13 protein-coding genes and 3 pseudogenes are annotated in these 16,607 nt (G+C 57.0%); 6 read left to right on the forward strand and 10 right to left on the reverse strand.

The annotated features are described in order from the left end of the window. Positions 1 to 66 precede the first annotated feature (66 nt). Positions 67 to 210: pseudogene (locus tag EOA22_RS38510) on the reverse strand (transposase); the annotation flags it as partial. Positions 211 to 666: 456 nt separating this feature from the next. Between EOA22_RS38510 and EOA22_RS00315 the strand changes: the two are divergent. Both EOA22_RS00315 and EOA22_RS00320 read left to right on the forward strand, forming a co-directional pair. Continuing rightward, positions 667 to 1,596: a 2-oxoglutarate and iron-dependent oxygenase domain-containing protein gene (locus EOA22_RS00315; protein ID WP_063170383.1), complete on the forward strand. Its 930-nt coding sequence runs from the start codon at positions 667 to 669 to the stop codon at positions 1,594 to 1,596. A gap of 476 nt (positions 1,597 to 2,072) precedes the next feature. Beyond that, positions 2,073 to 2,513 (forward strand): GNAT family N-acetyltransferase, encoded by a 441-nt coding sequence (locus EOA22_RS00320; RefSeq protein ID WP_158515807.1) that lies wholly within the window; start codon positions 2,073 to 2,075, stop codon positions 2,511 to 2,513. Between the two features lie 142 nt (positions 2,514 to 2,655). Here EOA22_RS00320 and EOA22_RS00325 read toward each other — a convergent pair. From EOA22_RS00325 to ectB, 9 genes and pseudogenes are all read right to left on the reverse strand, one after another. Then, positions 2,656 to 2,886, reverse strand: a pseudogene (locus EOA22_RS00325) (IS3 family transposase); the annotation flags it as partial. A gap of 117 nt (positions 2,887 to 3,003) precedes the next feature. Continuing rightward, positions 3,004 to 4,173: a Xaa-Pro peptidase family protein gene (locus tag EOA22_RS00330; protein WP_063169356.1), complete on the reverse strand. Its 1,170-nt coding sequence runs from the start codon at positions 4,171 to 4,173 to the stop codon at positions 3,004 to 3,006. An 81-nt stretch (positions 4,174 to 4,254) separates the two neighbouring features. Beyond that, positions 4,255 to 5,523: an acetyl-CoA carboxylase biotin carboxylase subunit family protein gene (locus EOA22_RS00335; RefSeq protein WP_082826583.1), complete on the reverse strand. Its 1,269-nt coding sequence runs from the start codon at positions 5,521 to 5,523 to the stop codon at positions 4,255 to 4,257. 313 nt (positions 5,524 to 5,836) lie between these two features. Next, positions 5,837 to 6,280: an aspartate 1-decarboxylase gene (panD, locus tag EOA22_RS00340; RefSeq protein WP_063169354.1), complete on the reverse strand. Its 444-nt coding sequence runs from the start codon at positions 6,278 to 6,280 to the stop codon at positions 5,837 to 5,839. Positions 6,281 to 7,266: 986 nt separating this feature from the next. Further along, positions 7,267 to 8,460: pseudogene (locus tag EOA22_RS00345) on the reverse strand (IS256 family transposase). A 756-nt stretch (positions 8,461 to 9,216) separates the two neighbouring features. Then, positions 9,217 to 9,684 (reverse strand): transporter substrate-binding domain-containing protein, encoded by a 468-nt coding sequence (locus EOA22_RS38515; RefSeq protein ID WP_224571101.1) that lies wholly within the window; start codon positions 9,682 to 9,684, stop codon positions 9,217 to 9,219. Beyond that, positions 9,662 to 10,030, reverse strand: coding sequence for a GNAT family N-acetyltransferase (locus EOA22_RS00355; RefSeq protein ID WP_063169352.1), 369 nt, complete (start codon positions 10,028 to 10,030; stop codon positions 9,662 to 9,664). Before EOA22_RS00355 ends, EOA22_RS38515 begins: the two co-directional genes overlap by 23 nt. Before the next feature lie 328 nt (positions 10,031 to 10,358). Beyond that, on the reverse strand, positions 10,359 to 11,819 hold the full coding sequence (locus EOA22_RS00360) for an aldehyde dehydrogenase family protein (protein ID WP_127389812.1): 1,461 nt from the start codon (positions 11,817 to 11,819) through the stop codon (positions 10,359 to 10,361). Positions 11,820 to 12,044: 225 nt separating this feature from the next. After that, positions 12,045 to 13,361, reverse strand: a complete 1,317-nt coding sequence (gene ectB / locus EOA22_RS00365) for a diaminobutyrate--2-oxoglutarate transaminase (protein ID WP_063169350.1) — start codon at positions 13,359 to 13,361, stop codon at positions 12,045 to 12,047. A 621-nt stretch (positions 13,362 to 13,982) separates the two neighbouring features. Between ectB and EOA22_RS00370 the strand changes: the two genes are divergently transcribed. The 4 genes from EOA22_RS00370 to EOA22_RS38520 form a co-directional block, all read left to right on the forward strand. Continuing rightward, entirely contained in the window at positions 13,983 to 14,447 is a 465-nt protein-coding gene (locus EOA22_RS00370) for an Lrp/AsnC family transcriptional regulator (protein ID WP_063169349.1), read from the forward strand. 73 nt (positions 14,448 to 14,520) lie between these two features. Next, on the forward strand, positions 14,521 to 14,667 hold the full coding sequence (locus tag EOA22_RS38010; protein WP_164754282.1) for a hypothetical protein: 147 nt from the start codon (positions 14,521 to 14,523) through the stop codon (positions 14,665 to 14,667). Positions 14,668 to 14,922: 255 nt separating this feature from the next. Further along, on the forward strand, positions 14,923 to 16,062 hold the full coding sequence (locus EOA22_RS00375) for a GMC family oxidoreductase (protein ID WP_245478572.1): 1,140 nt from the start codon (positions 14,923 to 14,925) through the stop codon (positions 16,060 to 16,062). A gap of 21 nt (positions 16,063 to 16,083) precedes the next feature. After that, positions 16,084 to 16,607 (forward strand): GMC oxidoreductase (locus tag EOA22_RS38520; protein ID WP_245478573.1); only part of this gene is annotated, 524 nt, incomplete at its 3' end.

Raw genomic sequence — 16,607 nt, forward strand, 5'->3', positions numbered from 1 at the left:
GCTGCTCGGCTAGTCGTCTCGTCGAGACGGCGGATAACGTCGACAAGCGCTTCCTCAGCTCATGTGCTCCTTGGTGCCGCCAGGCAGAACGCCGAACCCGATGTAGATGGCTTTTTTGCGAACGAAGTCTTCGTCCCTGAGCTTGACCGCTCGACCCGGATAGCGTCGAAAAAGACTATGGGATAGGAAAATTTCGAGCGGTCGGTTTCTGCCATTCGGCCATCGTCCGGGACGGCGTGTGTGATGGACGAGCTCAGGTAGCTGGCGATACCTCGCGTCATAGAGCTCTTCGAGATGGCCGATCCTGCCATGAAACCCGGAGGTCGGCGCTGGTCTGGATTGAGCCTGGAAGTCATAAAGCAATTCAGAATTGTAAATCGCTCTTAGTATCTTGGCCGTGATAATGTTAAACTAACCGCGACGGATGTAACAATATATACAACTATATTAACATACAAATCGTTGTTATCTTCACCAGGAAGCGCTAGAGATCAATTGCTAAGACGGAATCACCGCCCAGCCATCGGCTTAGCCTTAGAATGGGACATCATGTCGACTTTCGTTATTATTGGAAGAGACGGCGCGTTGCCCACATCCAAGGAACTGTCGACTTTGAGAGCCGCGGCAAACACTAATCAACTTAAGCGCCCAAAAAGGGGATTGACTATGACCACGCTGCCGAAAATTTCACTTTCGAAATTGAGAGACGATGCAACGCGACGTGACGAGCGCCAGCGCCTGCAAATGGCATGCCAGGAATACGGGTTCTTCTACCTTGTCGAGCACGGCATCCCCGGGGAACAGATCGCGCAAGCCATTGAGGCTTCCCGGCGATTCTTCGCATTGCCACAGTCGGTTAAGGAACGCTACGGGCACGCCTTTCAGGACGTGTACCCCACTGCCGCCCGTGGATACAGTCCTTTACACGGCGAAATGCTACATCCTGAGGCCGGCTTCGATCCAAAGGAGGTATTCGACCTCGGAATTGAGAACGAAGGCGACCGGCGTCCGTTCTCCGGCCGCACGCGCCTTCCGGATGAAGCCTTGGCTCCTGGCTTCGCAAGAAACCTGCTTGCTTTGCAGGCTACCGTGCTCGCCGGGATTGTCCCCCAGATCGGGGATGCGCTGGCGGACCTGATAGGTATGGAAGAGGCATGGTTCCAACGCCATTTCAGCACGCCGACGCTTGGGCAACGCGTGATACGGTATCCAGCTCGCGGCGGCACTTGCGCAAAGCACACGGATCATGGCTTCTTCACGCTGCTGCTGCAAGAGGAACTCCCCCTGCGTTCCTTGCAGGTGTGGTTCCGCGGTCGATGGATGCCGGTGCCGAGCCTGCCCGATAGTCTCGTAGTCAATCTGGGCGACCTCCTTCAGGTCTTGAGCGACGGCCGCTTCAAGAGTACGCCCCACCAGGTCGTGCATAGTGGTCCGACTGATCGAATTTCGCTGCCCTTCTTTATTTATCCCGAGATCGACGCTCGCCTGACTTCGCGACAAGGGCAGCAAGTTAGTGTTGTAGAAATGATGCTGCGCAACGTTGAGTCAATATGGGTGACTGGGAATGGCGCCGGACGCGCGCGCGAACTGCAATGATTGTCTGCTTTTCTAAAGCATGCGCAATTATGGCGCCGACGCGGTGCAGATCTCCGTGGTAAGCTGGAAGAACTCTCGCATCCGCTAGATTGTCCCGCCGTCGCGCGTGTAGCGCGGCGGTCGGAAGCCCGCTTCGGGATGAATGCACCTATGGTGTCAGATTGTTTGCATCGTGTGGTCGCAGGGAAAGATCGCACTAGATCTGCACCGCTGTCGCAAACGTGCTGCGGGAAAACCTGAGGGAACTTGATCCCATGATAACGCTCGCCCAACTCGCGCTTGACGTATCGCGAACCGAGCTCCCGGGAACCAGTTCCAGCGCGACCACGACGCCGTCACAGGCGGAAAGATCTTATAACACCCGGCGGTCGCGTGCTGCACGTCTTGCGGGCCGGTGGCAGTTATCGCAAGCCGTCAACCTTTCAGGCCGAACACCTCGCGCCCTGGAGCCCATTCTCAGCCGGAGCCCGCCCCTCATGGAGATTCGTCTCGCAGGCACTGCCGACCGCGATGCATGGCGGTCCCTTTGGTACGCATATTGCGCCGACCAAGGTCTCAATTCATCAGAACAGGCGACAGATAGGATCTGGCGGCGCATCGAGCGCCCAGACGAACCGATTAACGCGCTGATCGCGGTCTCAGCAACTGGCGTTACCATAGGTTTTGCTACCTTTGTCATTCACCCGTATACTCTTAGCGATCGTCCGGTCTGTTTTCTCGCAGATCTCTATGTCGACGAGTCTTCGCGGCGCCAGGGGATTGGCCAAGCCATGCTCACGAATCTGGCCTCCTACGGTCGCGACCAAGGCTGGCTGAGAATCTATTGGAATACGGACAGATCAAATTATCATGCGCGGGCGCTCTATGACAAGATCGGTAAATTGAGTCCATACCTTACCTACTACTATGACCTGTAGACTTGCTCTGAGGTCGTAACGAAAGCGCATTGACCTGCCCCAGTCTTTTAAACAGTGGCGAGTAGACTAGAGGTGCAGCCATTTATGTTGCGCACATGGGCTTGCAGCGGAATGTATTTTCGGCGCGATGATCCATTGATCAGGCAAGGACCGTGTTCGAGGTAAACTCCGTGCGGTGGTCTGCGACGATCATGCCGGGCTTGCCGCGCTGGGCGATCAGGTCGTCAGTTCGCGAGCAACGCGGCGACCAGAGATCTGTGTCCGGAATCGCGTAAGGCATTCGCGCGTCACGTCGTCGACGAGTTGATCGGCCGCAGGAGAACTGGTCGTACAGCGACCAGCGTGCGTTCGGCTTCGCCTCGACACGGATCGGCCCCGCATGCCGACCGCCGCTCGCCGTCCGCACTTCAACAAGGTAGGCGACATCTCGTCGACCGGCAAGATCTATTCCGGACGTCCGCGCTGTCGTTATGACAAGCCATATTCTAATTTAGATCTCAAAAATCTTCCGGGGAGCAGTGGTCAGTACCTCGACGCCGGAGTCTGTGACACGGAACGTTTCGCTGATGACGTATCCAAAATCCTCCTCGATCCAATTACCTAACATCAGGTGAAAGGTCATGTTTGGTAGCAACTCTGTCATATCGCCATCCTTAAGGCTTGCGGTCGGCTCCAACCAACCAATGCCGTGTGCATAGCCGCAACGCGTCTCCTTTTTGAGGCCCCGCTTCTCGATGCTGCGATTGAAGGCGTTGGCAACATCGCTGCAAGTCGCTCCTGGCCGTATCGCATCAAGAGCGACCTCAAGGCCGGCGACTTGGATCTCATGCACGCGACGTAGACGATCGGAGGGTGAGCCGATCGTGTAAGTGCGCATAAGCCCAGCACAGTAACCATATCGCGCACCGCCGATTTCGAGATTCACCTGCGATCCATAGCGAAAAACGTCCTCGCTCCACGGAATGTGGCACGTTCCCGTTCGCGGTGATGAACACAAACTTATTCCCTCGATCCCGCTTCCTGGCTTACCGTTTGCGCCGCGCACCAACGTTGCCACAATTTCCGCGCACGCGTCTGCTTCACGCACCCCGGGGCGTATTACCTCAGCAGCGCGTCGAATCGCGGCGTCTGAGATTGCCGCCGCCTCCCGCATTACAGCTATCTCGAGATCTGACTTGATGAGCCTTTTCCAAGTGACCGCCTTAGTAGCATCGACGATCGTGGCACCAGGCAGGCGCATCCTAAACTTTTTCGCCGATTGCGATGGAAGGCAGCATAGCTCGATTCCTATGCCTCGACTCGCGAGGCCGACGTCCTCCAAGTAATCGACTACCGCGTCATAGCCATCCTTGTCAGGATTTCCAATATACGCTTCGGGGTATGCGACGATTTTGTCGCGCTCCATAAAACATTGATGAATGGCTGCCGGCGCATCACAGCGGCGCAGAATGAACGTCGGTTCCTCTTCTCGTATCGAAACCACAACGGCCTGAGGAACATAGGCTGATAGCGCGGTGTACCCCGTGAGATAGGTAATGTTATGTTGGTCGGAAACGACGAGCGCGTCGATATCGCACCGACCCATTTCGAACTTCACCGAGCCGAGCCGGCGAAGGTATTCACTTCTAGGGAATGCCTGGGGTCCCTTGGATATATTCATAAGTTTGAACTCCAGCTATGCTTTTGACAACAAGGCGAGCTATTGCGGGTAAGAGTTCTTATGCTGGCGACGGATCACCTCTCAGTTGGGGGGGAGTCGTGGGGCTGCAGATCGCTCCTGTTCGCCCGACGGCGGTGTGATAGACCAAGCGATTAAGTCGACAGCTCGTTGGAGTATCGCTTCGGTCTGAGCAAGGCTGGGTGAAACGGCGACGACATGTCCTATCCAGTCTCGAAAATCGCCTTTCCTGAAGATCGGCGCGTTGGGTTCAACATACAATTTGATTTCAGCGACACCTGGTACCGCGATCGCCTGACTGCCGCCATCGATCCAATCGAGGGTGCCGTCGCAATCAGCAACTAGGAACCGCGCGGCTGCGGTCTGCAAATGCCTTCTGCGCAAATCCCATTCCTCGCCGACGACAAGCTTGATGTGCTCGGTGACCAGATCGACACCGCTCGCCAGTTGGACCAGTTCAGGCTCAAGCGCACCAGCAAGACGCGGATTCACTTCGATTACAACCGGGCCATGATTAGTCAACCGGAGCTCGATGTTCGTTGGCCCCCAATTAAGGCCAAGAGCTTGCAAGCACCTCAGCGAAACATCAACGATACGGTCATGATCGTCTTCCGCAAGCGGGGCCGGGAAGGTCGTTTCACGGAAGACGAAATGCGGTGGGGGGCCGAAATCAACGGCGACAATCCCAATAACCTCATTGCCCATTATCTCCACGCTATAAAAAGGGCCGCGCGCGAATTCCTCAACCAATATCCTCGGCGAAGACGGCCAGATGTGCTTCCCACCCAACAGATAGGTCGTGTGGTCAGCTAACTCATCGGCGTTGCGGCACAATCGGACACCGATGCTACCGCTGCCGATTGCCGGCTTAACAATTACGGGAAAGCCGATCTCCGCGACAGCGCTTTCTACTTCTGCCACATTCAGCGCCATGCGATAAGCGGGTATCGGAACTCCGGCTTCCGCAAGTAGCTGGCGCTGAGAGAATTTGTCACAGCATCGTTCAATCAATTCGGGGTTGGGTCCCGGTAAGTCGAAATGCCGACATAGTTTGCCAACGGTTGCATAGACCGACTCGTCGATGCCCGAGAAGCCCGTGATACCAGCGATGTCATTGGTCTCACGCAGCCTGGAACATTCGCGAATCAAGGTATCAAGATTGGTTGTATCGACACGGATTGCCTCGCTTCTTTCCGCCGCAAGATACTCGTACTGTGTTGGATCAACTGATAGTGTAATTGGATGAAAGCCAAGACGCCGGGCCGCGTGGATGTATCGTATTCCATTACCTCTTGCATGGCCTTCAACCAGGATGAGAGCTTTCCTTGACATTGGCTGTTCTCCACTCTGCGTTTTTGTCGATAGGTCGTTTTGCCATCGTGGACCTCAGACTTAAAGACAACGATCCAAGGCCAAACATTCCGTGAAATTGGTCGCCTCTACCCGCAGCCGCTGGCTGAAGCTGAAGTTGCCTTTGGCGCAGCAAAATCGTCTTCCCAGATCTGGGCAGAACCGATTGGGCTTGATGGCAACTGACCGAATAGTGGCCGAGTGGGATAATGCACTGTATCGCGTACCAGAGTACTGGGGACGAGTACGCCCTTGACCGGGACCCGGCGCCACGAGCTGTCACCGAAAGGCCCTACTAGGGAGTGAGTTTTAGCGCGTTATCGCCGGGAGAGCCCTCGCGAATCGAGAACGTTATCCTTCCATCGTCGTCTATTGCACCCTCGTAGAACATGTGGTCGCAGATAGAATTATCCCGGTGGAAAGTCAGCACTCGCGGCTTGATCTCCACCATCTGATGCTCCTCGATGTATGCGGAGGAGCAAACGATTATTTCGTCCCCGACCTGACAGGTGCGAGCAGCGGCTCCGTTCAGCACGCAGCAACGAGAACCCCGCTCTCCATAAATCACGTAAGTGCTGATTCGAGCGCCCGATGATTTATTCCAGATTTCAACGAATTCCATTGGAAGGATGCCGGCTTCGTCGCAGTGATCTGGATCCAAAGTTATTGAGCCCCGGTAGTTCAAATTCGCGTCGGTCACAGTTATTCCATGAAGCTTGGCGGCAACAAATTTTCTCATCTACATTTCCTCTCGGCGGTGGGACACTGCGTCGACAAGCGATTGCTGTGTCTTGGTTTCAGGATGGATGGATGGACGTTCTGCGATTTGTCGTATTGTGGTTCTTAGGACAAAATTGATTACTCTGGCGTGGCCAGCACGAGACAGTCAGGCGAAGGCTGGTTGTGGTGGGCGGAGGCATTGCCGGCCGGCTGTCCCCCATTGGTAATGCCATCCGATACAGTTCCGACATGTTCCGTTCCTTTAATTAGTTGTGATTTCAGGTGACTGTGCCAATCGGCCCGTTCAACTGGATCGCACACAAAGTTGCAAACCTCGTGCCAAACTGGCTAATCAGGCCGGAAACAGAAATGCGTGATCTCTTTCAGCTATTTAGGTGAGCAGACCACGGATCGGATCAAGAAGGCACGTCGCGGACGCGACAAAATGTTGAGTGTAGGACGGGTTGAGGTGGCGCCCTTCTGCTGGTGGTCGTGCGGCCGATCTGGGCATCGTTGACTTCTGGCGGCGGGGATGTCGAGGACGCTCGGGTATTGGCTGTTCGGATCTTAGACGCGTGCAGCCTCATGCCTCGAATGCGGCCGTTTTACTTGTCCCAGTCGAGGCCTGCCTAAATGTTTGATCTCAGGTTTTGATGGGGCATCCTTATCTTCCGAATCAAAGGATGCACTATGGGCCAGGTTCTTCATGGGAGCGCCACGACGACAGAGGCGGTCCGTCGGGCGCCCGCTGATCAAGGGTTTGTTTTCAGCGATGGGATGGTCGCGGGGCTTACGCTCCTAAGGACGACCTTAAGAGCCCAGCCTCGCTACCGTGCCATGATCGCGCAAGGCGGCCCTCGCCGGAGGCGTACCCGAGGATCGCCCCTGACCAACAAGGAAAAGCCGGATCGACGCGGTCATGTATCCTCTAAGAGTTGTCATGACGCTTACCTCCTTCAGGTTGTGTGCGTCAAGTTCTGCAAAATGGGGCGGCCACGATGCTGGTCATGCGGCTTGGCGTAGAGCGAGCTTCTTGTGCTCGCGCAGATCGTCCATGTTGATGTAGCGGTTGGCCTCCATCCAGTTCTCGTTGGTCTCGCAGCCAGCGCCCTGACGAGGCGCAGGCAGCTTTCATTGGGGAAGATGCGCATGACATTGGTGCGCCGGCGGATTTCCTCATTGTGCCGTTCAAGCATGTTGGTGCTCTTGAGATGCTTGTGATGCTGGCGCGGCAGGCAAAAGAAGGTCAGCGTGCGCTCGATGGTCTCCTCCACCCAACTCGTCAGTCGCGGATAGCGGCCCGACCATTTGGACAGCCATGCGGCGAGATCGGCCTTGGCCTCGGCGAGATCGCGCCGGTCATTAGAGCCAGCGCAAGTCCTGCAGGCAGTCGGCGCCGTGCTTTCTCGGCAGGTGATCGAGCGCGTTCCTGAGGAAGTGGACGTAGCAGCGCTGCCAGGCGGCTTCGGGGATCACCTCGCCGATCGCCGCGACCAGGCCGGCATGATTGGCGGAGACAACCAGCTCGACGCCCTTGGGGCTGCGCGCCTTCAGCGCGACGAGGAAATCCCTCCAGGCCGAGCGGCTTTCGCGATTGGCCATCTCGACGGCCAGGATCTGGCGCCGGCCGTCCCAGTCGATGCCGACAGCGATCAGCACCGCCTGGCTCATGACGACGCCGGCCTCACGCACCTTCTCTTAGCGCGCATCGAGGATGAGGTAAGGAAACGGCTCTTGAAGGGGGCGCCTGGCAAAGGCAGCGAGGCTCTCGTCCAGCCGCTTGTTGATGGCCGAGATCGACGAGGCCGAGAACGCATGGCCGCACAGCTCTTCCGTGATCGCCTTGACCTTGCGGGTCGACACGCCCTGCACATACATCTCCGCAAGCGTCGCCACCAAGGCCCGCTCCGAACGCTGGTAACGCTCGAGAAGCTCGGTCGAGAAGCGGCCGGCCCGGTCCTGCGGAACCCGCAGCTCAAGCTTGCCGACCCGCGTGACAAGGGTGCGGCCGTAATAACCCGAGCGGTAGCCGAGCCGCTCAGGTGTGCGCTCGCTCTTCGAAGCCCCCAGCGCCTCGTCCATCTCGGCCTCGAGTACCTCCTGCATCACCGCACGGATCACTTCGTGAAGTCCGTCCGGGTCCGAAAGCAGAATGTCTTTGATGGCAGCGCTGCCGGTCTTACTTTCAATCTTGGTCATGGTGGCGTTCCTTCGCGGGAATCGGTGACGTGAACAATCACCAGCCTGCCATGACCGCCCTCTCTCAGCGAATTTGCAGAACTGTCAGCACACACCCTCCTTCATCACAAACCCAACCGAACAACTGGGCAGGTGTTCCAAAAAACGCCGAGTTCCAATAAGGACTCAGGTCCTGGTCCGCTATTGTCACCCCTTCCAAGTCGATGTGTTCGTCACAAATCTTGCGCAATTGAGAAAGGTCGCCCGGGCGTACAACTCTGATTTCCACAGTATTCTCCTGCTTCTCGTTCCGGCACACGTCAGGGGATTTGCTTGCGCAGTTGCCTGATGTGGCAGGTGAGCCAGCCCGCATATTGGCCGTCGTATTGTGGGCCGCGACGCTCACATGTGCGCACCCGATGAAGTGTAGATGTGTTTGTTTCAGGCAATGAGGCGCGTCTTGTGAGCACCGCCACGGTGGACCTGAAATCGCATCACAGACGCTTGCCCACTGAACACGTCCCCGCCATGACCGGGGACGTGTTAAGGCACATTGCCTTCAGCCTCTGCAGAGGTCAGCGGTCTTGCTGCCGTCCGCAGGTTGTCTTTGCCGTAGCCGTATTTGCCGAATACTGCCATCATTTCGCCAGAGCCAACATAGTCCTGCATACGGCATTGAACGCGTCGACCGCAGCCTGCTCGTTGAGCTCGAAGGCGATAGCAGGATAGTTGGCTGGCGCGATGAACGAATCGGCCAGCTCAAGGCTGTGGTCCTTCTTAACAAGTCCAGTCGCTGTAAAGTAGTCGAGGGCACCGGCGGCGGCGCGACAGCCTGTCCGCCGGCGGTCCGGCGACCTGCATGATTTTGTCGTCGGCGATGCCTGACTTTTTCGCGTCCTGGACCGCGGTGTAGCCTGTATCACTGACGAAGGTGAGTCCCTTGTCACGCACATCCTCATAAGAATGCAGCCCTTCCGGGTTGCCCTTAGGCACCAGCAGTGCGCCTCTCTCCGTAGCGATCGGTTCGCTGAACAGCACGTTGCGGCAGCGCTCCGGCTTGATCCACATGCCGGCCGTGATGAAGTCGAAGCGGCTAGCCTGCAGGCCGGGGACAAGTGAGCCCCATTCGGTTACGACCGGCTCGATTCTATTCTCGTGTTTTTGCGCGACGCACGCAAATGCCAGACAATCCGATCCCCAAATTAATTCCCAGCACCGCAGGTTATTTGGTGTCCGCTTTTTCAACGAGACGCTCCATGAGCGTGCTGTAGGCGACAAAACCGGTGTGAGACCAGAAGGTCTTGCGGCCAGGATTGGTCTCCAGCACGTCGAGGAAAATCCTTGATTTGTTGTGGAAACGAGACCGAATAAGCAGCTCAAGGGTCCTGCAGCCAATCTCCGAACGTCGGTGTTGGCAGCTGACGTAGAATTGCCTCAAAAAGACGCGTTGCCCACTCGGCTCCGCATTGTCTGGCTCCAAACGATGAGTGGCGAGGCCCACAATCTCGCCGTTCTGGCTGAAGAGGTCGACCATCCAAATTTCGCGATTCACCAACTGAATAAACCGCTCCTTGAGTTCTGAAACCGTCATCGGGGTTTCGATGCTTCTCGGCCTCGATCAACTCGCGGTTCAACATTGCCAACTTGTCGAAATCTTCGGCGGCAGCTCTGCGAATCTCAATTGTCTCTGAAGCACTGTGATCCTCTCCTGACCCATGCGACCCACGCAGCGGGCTAGGCAATGCGCTCCTACATGTCCGTGGTGGGTAAAGCCCGTCCGCAGCCAAAAATCCTATGATTAGAGTTGTTCTCGATGACCTCCGATACGGATTCTCTCGCCGGGCTTATTTCGATTTGGTCGAGGTCATTGAATCCTGCATCGCCCGACAGCCGCGCCGTCGGTAGGGATCAGCAAGCGTTCAATTTCCAGATGGTGGCTGCGAGAGGCGGATACCAACGTTTCTCGTCTGAACGTAGCCGTCCAGCGCTTCCTGACCCTTCTCCCTGCCGTAGCCGGACTGGTTTATCCCACCGAACGGTGTTTCCACCCCGCCCACATACCACCCATTCACGTACACTTGACCGGCCCAAAGGCGGTCGGCGGTCCAGAGGGCCCGGTCAATATCCCGCGTGAACACGCCCGCTGCCAGACCGTGAACGGTGTCGTTCGCGAGATTGACGGCCATTCCCGGATTATCGAACGTGGTAACGGCAAGAACAGGACCGAATACTTCTTGCTGGAAGAGATTGCTGTCTCGCGCGACATCGGCAAACACCTTGTCCGCCATAAAGTAACCGCTCCGCTCCGAAAGCGCAGTCCCGCCGGTTACGAGTCGCGCGCCCTGCGAGAGGGCCGTCTGGCAGGCCCGCTCAACTCCTTGTCGTTGGTTTCGGGAGATCAACGGGGTGATGTCGCAGTTTTCGCGTCCTGGACCGACCGACAGTCCTTCGACGCAGACCCTCACTCTTTCCACCAGTTTGTCTGCAATAGAACGTTCCACAATAAGACGTGTAAGGTTGTTGCAATTCTGGCCTGCATTCAGAAAGGTCCCGACGCGTACCGCTTCCACAACGCAGTCGAGGTCGGCATCGGAATACACAACTGCAGCCGACTTTCCGCCCAGTTCCATTATGCAGGGCACGATCCGATCCGCTGCCGTCTTGAGCACCGTCCGCCCAGTAGTAATCGAGCCCGTGAAGACGATGTGGCGAACGTCGGGATGTTCGATCAGCGCCTGGCCTGCCGTTTGGCCGTATCCAGTGAGCACGTTGACCGCTCCGGCAGGCAGCCCCGCTGTCTCACAGGCACGCGCAAGTTCAACTCCGGAAAGGGGAGCTAGTTCCGGCGACTTCACCACGACTGAGTTGCCGGTTGCGATGGCGCAGGCCAGCGAGCGGGCCGTCAGTTCAAGTGGACCATTCCACGGAACGATCTGGGCGGACACGCCGAAGGGACTTCTGACTGTGTAGTTGACCAGGTTGGCCCCGCGCGGGATCGAGCGCCCTTCAAGTTTGTCGGCCAAGCCACCATAGTATCGCAGGTATCTGATGGCGGTCTGAACCTCGCCATCGGCAAGTTCCAATGCCTTCCCCGTCTCCGCGCAGTTAATGGCTGCGATCTCGTCGAAACGCGCTTCAAGGGCGTCGGCAACGCGAAACAACATGCGACCGCGATCATACGGATGCATGTCTATCAGCACGCGGTCGCGAAAAACGCGGTGAGCAGCAGTAACGGCAAGCTCGATGTCTTGGGGTCCTGCTTCAGCTACGACAGCAATCGTTTCGGCGCTCGCCGGGTCATCGACCTCGATGCGTGTGCCGGACACAGAATCCCGCCACTCGCCATCGATATAATTTTTGACTACGTCGTTGCTGGCCATCCAGTCCTCTTTCTTATCGCTCGATTTTCTTCGAATTGGCGCAGCGACAGTGGTCGGCGCCGCAGGAAGAACGGCAACCGTGGTATCGGTCCGGCAGTGAAAGCCCTAGTCTGCCGTTCAGCCGCTCCGAGTTCGCCCACTGCCACATGCCACGGAACGGCCTTCCCGTTCCGTGACTGCGAGCGGCCCGATTTTGGACCTGCTAGTGGCCCGGTGCTTTGTCGGCTAGCGAGCCGCGCCTCCACCGTCGAGGGTAGTCGCTACTGCGCCAATGCTGTCGCGAATGATGGACAGACCACGCCGAAGGTCAGCCTCGGCGATGGTGAGGGCAGTCATGAACTTAAGCACCTCACCGTATGAGCCGGCGATCTCGATCACCAAGCCCCGACGAAAAGCCTCCTGGGAGACCAGACCTGGCAAGGAGTGGTGCTTCGGTGAAACGAGTCCGTACATCAGACCGCGGCCTCGCACGCTCAGGCCGAGGGTGGGGAATTCCTCGGTAATCGCGTTGAGTTCTTGGACCAAGATCGCAGACTTGCGAGCGATCTCATCCTCGAACTTGGAGTCGGACCAGTAAGCTTCGAGGGCCGCACGAGCAGTGACGAAAGCATAGTTGTTGCCTCTGAAGGTCCCGGTGTGTGCGCCCGGGGCCCAGACATCAAGTTCAGGCTTGATGAGAATAAGGGCCATTGGGGTTCCGATCGCCGACAAAGATTTGGACAGGGTAACGATGTCCGGCACAATTGCAGCCGCTTCGAAACTGAAGAAACTGCCCGCGCGACCGACCCCGGCCTGGATGTCATCGAGGATCATCAAGATTCCGTGCCGCGACGTTAGCTCGCGCAGCCGTTGCAGCCAAGTAACGCTCGCAGCATTGATGCCGCCTTCACCTTGGATCCCTTCCAGGATCACCGCGGCAGGTTTGTCGAGGCCACTGTTGGGGTCATTGAGAAGCTTTTCGAAGTAATCGATTGTGTCAACTGACGCCCCCAGGTAGCCTTCGTATGGCAACGATGTCACATGGGCGAGGGGAAACCCGGCAGCGGCCCGGTGCTCCTTGTTTCCCATCGCTGCCAATGCTCCAGCGCTTTCCCCATGGAACGAGTTGGTAAACGAGACGATGTTCGATCTCCCGGTCACCTGGCGAGCCAGTTTTAGACTCGCTTCGACCGCGTTCGTACCTGTGGGGCCGGGAAACTGTAATTTGTATGTCAGACCACGAGGCTTGAGAATGTATCGCTCGAAAGCTTCGATGAAGGCTTTCTTGGCCGTCGTGGCAAGGTCCAGCCCATGCACAATTCCGTCGCGCTCGATATAATCCAGCAGCGCCTTCTTGATGACGGGGTTGTTGTGCCCATAATTCAAAACGCCTGCACCGGCGAAAAAGTCGAGATATTCCCGACCGTCTGCAGCGATGAGAGTGGTCCCGACTCCGCGATCGAATAGGGCGGGGAAGGCGCGGACGTAGCTGCGCACCTCAGACTCCAGGCGATTGAAAACCGCGAGACCTGCATCCATTTCAGGTGCGAATTGCTTGCTCATAGGCGAACTCCTCAATCTGAAGCCTGCAAAGCCAGGCCTCTTCTGCTTTATGAAGTGGCGTGTAGGTGCCGTTGTGAGACAATAGCGCGCTACATTGGGCGCCTTGCGCAAATTCTGAGCGGCGGGATGCAGTAATTATGCGAAATTGCCGGCAGGTTGCATAAGGCCGGCGGTTTGTGTGGCTGCGGTGACGATTTTTCCCAACCACCTCAAGACGGCTGCATTTGATGCAGCAACCGGGGCAGGCGAACCTAGCGCTCGATTCCCTATACACAGATGAGACTCTTGGCAGCGTGAGCCAACGAATGGAAGCCGAAGCGCGGAAATAGAGGTCCCCCCTATCATCATCGTCCAGTCGGCTTAGCGTTTAAGTTCCGAGACGTTTCCTCGGCCGAACTGGGCGCAAGGCCTCGGCTTTTGACCGTCGGCTGCCATTGTCAGTTGGGCGATGGTGGACAGCACTCTTCGGCCAATGGCTATAACTGACGTCGAGGACGATAGCCGACTTTGGTCCCATGCCTGGCCTGATCGTTTGGGCTTCCGTCTGCGCGGGGTTGAGGCTACAGTCGAGTGCATATCGCAGTTTTTCTGCGCAAATTGCAGCTATTCCGGAGAATGACCATGGAATTGGATCGGATAGATCTGAAAATCTTAAGCGCTGTTCAGCGCAACAATCGCCAAACAACGGAAGAATTGGGCCAACTGGCCGGTATATCGCCCACGGCCTGTCAGCGGCGATTGAAGCAGTTGCGACAAATTGGCGTAATTGAGGCTGATGTTGCAATCGTGTCGCCTGAGGCGGTGGGCAGGTCCCTGATGATGCTGGTCTTGGTCGACATTGAGCGCTATCGTTCCGACGTCATCGATCGCTTCAAGCAGTCTCTACAGAAGGCGCCTGAAGTAATGAGCGCGTATGCGGTCACCGGTAACGCCGATTTCGTTCTCCTTCTCTCCGTGCGTGACTTGGCAGAGTACGACGCATTCTCGAGGCGTTTCTTCTTTGATAGCCCGGCTGTTAGAAATTACAGCACGATGATTGTGATGGATCGCACGAAGGTAACCTTGGCGGTGCCAATCGATGTATAGAACGCGCAATCTTACGCGCATTCAACAACTGGTTGATCCGATTCACCGATGACTGGCGCAAGGGTCAGCCGCCTTGCCCGCCGGCCATGATTGGGACGGGAGTTTTCGTACCGCTAAAGCGGCGATGGAGCGCAAGGCGAAGCATCATTCTGCTCCTTACAACGGCCTCGTCAGCGCGATGCTGCAAAAGCACTTCTGGACCTACCGGGCTGCATTCTGATGTATCTCGCGATAGGTTTGTCCCCTTCAGTCGCGATGCGCTTTGTCCACTTAAGTCACGACGCTCCGGCATCGCCTTCAGCCCTGATGGACTGCTGGCAAGGTCATGTTTAAACGTTCCGCCCCGTTGGGAGGCCGCCATAATGCGAATCTCTTAAGAATGCGCTGATTTCCTGCGTCCTGCAAGATAATTGCGCGTTTTTGCTTGCTCGCCGTCTGCTAGATTTTTGCCCGACTCAGACATTTGCGAGTTTGCGTGGTTTTCGATTATATCGTCGTGGGTGGTGGCTCCTCTGGATGCGTGATGGCGAGCAGGCTCTCCGCCTATGGCGCTCGCGTGCTGCTCATTGAAGCTGGCCCTGATACGCCGCCGAATGCCATTCCTGACGACATCCAGGATGGCGACCCAACGCGTGCTTACCTTAATCCCGGTTATCGATGTCAGTCACTCCACGCGACAACGGTGCGAGGTGGCCGCAAGCCTGTCCATTACGAACAGGCGCGCGTCATGGGTGGCGGCTCCAGCATCAATGCCCAAGTCGCCAACCGCGGCGGGCCCGGAGATTACGATGAGTGGGCCTCAAGCGGTGCAACGGGCTGGGGTTGGGAAGACGTGCTGCCCTACTTCCGTCGTCTAGAATGCGATTTGGATTTCGGCGGGGAATTTCATGGCACGAACGGCCCCTTGCCAATCAAACGTGTGCGCCAATCAGACTGGTCGGGCTTCATCCGGGCAATCTCCGATGCTTACGATGCTTTGGGGCTTCATTTCAGGCCAGACTTCAATGGTGCATTCGGTGATGGCTATTCAGTTGTCCCATTGACCAACCGCAATGGTCATCGGGTCTCCTCCGCGATGGCGTACTTACCCGAAACCGTCCGCTCTCGCCGCAATCTAACGATTTTATCCGAAACGACAGTTGCGCGGCTGACCTTTTTGGGAACAACGGTAACGGGGGTCGAGACGGAGAACAAATCGGGCGTGCAATCGTATAGCGCTTCTTGCGTTATCCTGTGCGCAGGAGCACTCCATTCACCCGCCATATTGATGCGCTCCGGGATCGGCCCCGCGAAGGAATTAGTACAATTCGGAATCCCTATCGTTGCAGATTTGAAAGGTGTGGGCCAGAATCTTCAGGAACACCCCACGATTTGCGTTTCGGCCTATTTGAAGCCGGCCGATCGCTTGTCACCCGGCGTGAGCGAATATATTCAGATGCACGCCCGCTACTCGTCGGGTTACGAAGGCTGCCCGTCGACCGATATGGCAATATCGACTGTTGCCAAATCATCCTGGCACCCGCTGGGGAGGCGCCTCGGCACTCTCGCCGTGTGGGTCAATCGCAGCTACTCGACGGGAACTGTGGCGCTCAAGGGGAGTTCGCATAAAATATAGCCGGAGGTCGATGTCAACTGGTTGAGCGACAATCGGGACGCCGAGCGCCTCAAGCAGGGCTTTCGCTTCATAGTCCGCCTGCTGCAGCAAGATTCGCTGTCCTCTGTGGCGCTGGACCCGTTTCCGTCAGCGTTGAATGCGCGAGCGAAGCTGGTGAGCAAGGTCACAAGCCCAAACTATGCACTCACGTCATTTCTGGCGCTGCTCATGGACGCGTCGCCGCGGCTGCGCCGTGGGCTGATTAGGCGCGTCATAACGGATGGGGATAGCATTTCCGATCTCGTCAACGACGAGAAACATCTGGATCGGTATATTCGCCAGAACGTCATCCCAAGTTGGCATCCGACGTCGACCTGCAGGATGGGGGCAGCCGCGGATCCTGGCGCTGTGACCGATCCGTCGGGACGCGTTCATGGTATTTTGGGTTTGAGGATCGCCGACGCTTCCGTCATGCCATTTTGCCCTCGGGCGAACACAAACATTCCGACGATTATGGTGGCTGAGAAATTGGCCGACACAACCTTGAGAGACGGCATACGGAGCTA

The sequence above is a fragment of the Mesorhizobium sp. M7A.F.Ca.US.014.04.1.1 genome (assembly GCF_003998745.1).
Classification (GTDB): domain Bacteria; phylum Pseudomonadota; class Alphaproteobacteria; order Rhizobiales; family Rhizobiaceae; genus Mesorhizobium; species Mesorhizobium ciceri.

What these genes read in the sequence shown, in the direction of transcription:
- EOA22_RS00315 (WP_063170383.1), top strand. Translation starts at nt 667, where the DNA reads ATGACCACGCTGCCGAAAATTTCACTTTCGAAATTGAGAGACGATGCA.
- EOA22_RS00320 (WP_158515807.1), top strand. Translation starts at nt 2,073, where the DNA reads ATGGAGATTCGTCTCGCAGGCACTGCCGACCGCGATGCATGGCGGTCC.
- EOA22_RS00330 (WP_063169356.1), bottom strand. Translation starts at nt 4,173, where the DNA reads ATGAATATATCCAAGGGACCCCAGGCATTCCCTAGAAGTGAATACCTT.
- EOA22_RS00335 (WP_082826583.1), bottom strand. Translation starts at nt 5,523, where the DNA reads ATGTCAAGGAAAGCTCTCATCCTGGTTGAAGGCCATGCAAGAGGTAAT.
- panD (WP_063169354.1), bottom strand. Translation starts at nt 6,280, where the DNA reads ATGAGAAAATTTGTTGCCGCCAAGCTTCATGGAATAACTGTGACCGAC.
- EOA22_RS00355 (WP_063169352.1), bottom strand. Translation starts at nt 10,030, where the DNA reads ATGACGGTTTCAGAACTCAAGGAGCGGTTTATTCAGTTGGTGAATCGC.
- EOA22_RS00360 (WP_127389812.1), bottom strand. Translation starts at nt 11,819, where the DNA reads ATGGCCAGCAACGACGTAGTCAAAAATTATATCGATGGCGAGTGGCGG.
- ectB (WP_063169350.1), bottom strand. Translation starts at nt 13,361, where the DNA reads ATGAGCAAGCAATTCGCACCTGAAATGGATGCAGGTCTCGCGGTTTTC.
- EOA22_RS00370 (WP_063169349.1), top strand. Translation starts at nt 13,983, where the DNA reads ATGGAATTGGATCGGATAGATCTGAAAATCTTAAGCGCTGTTCAGCGC.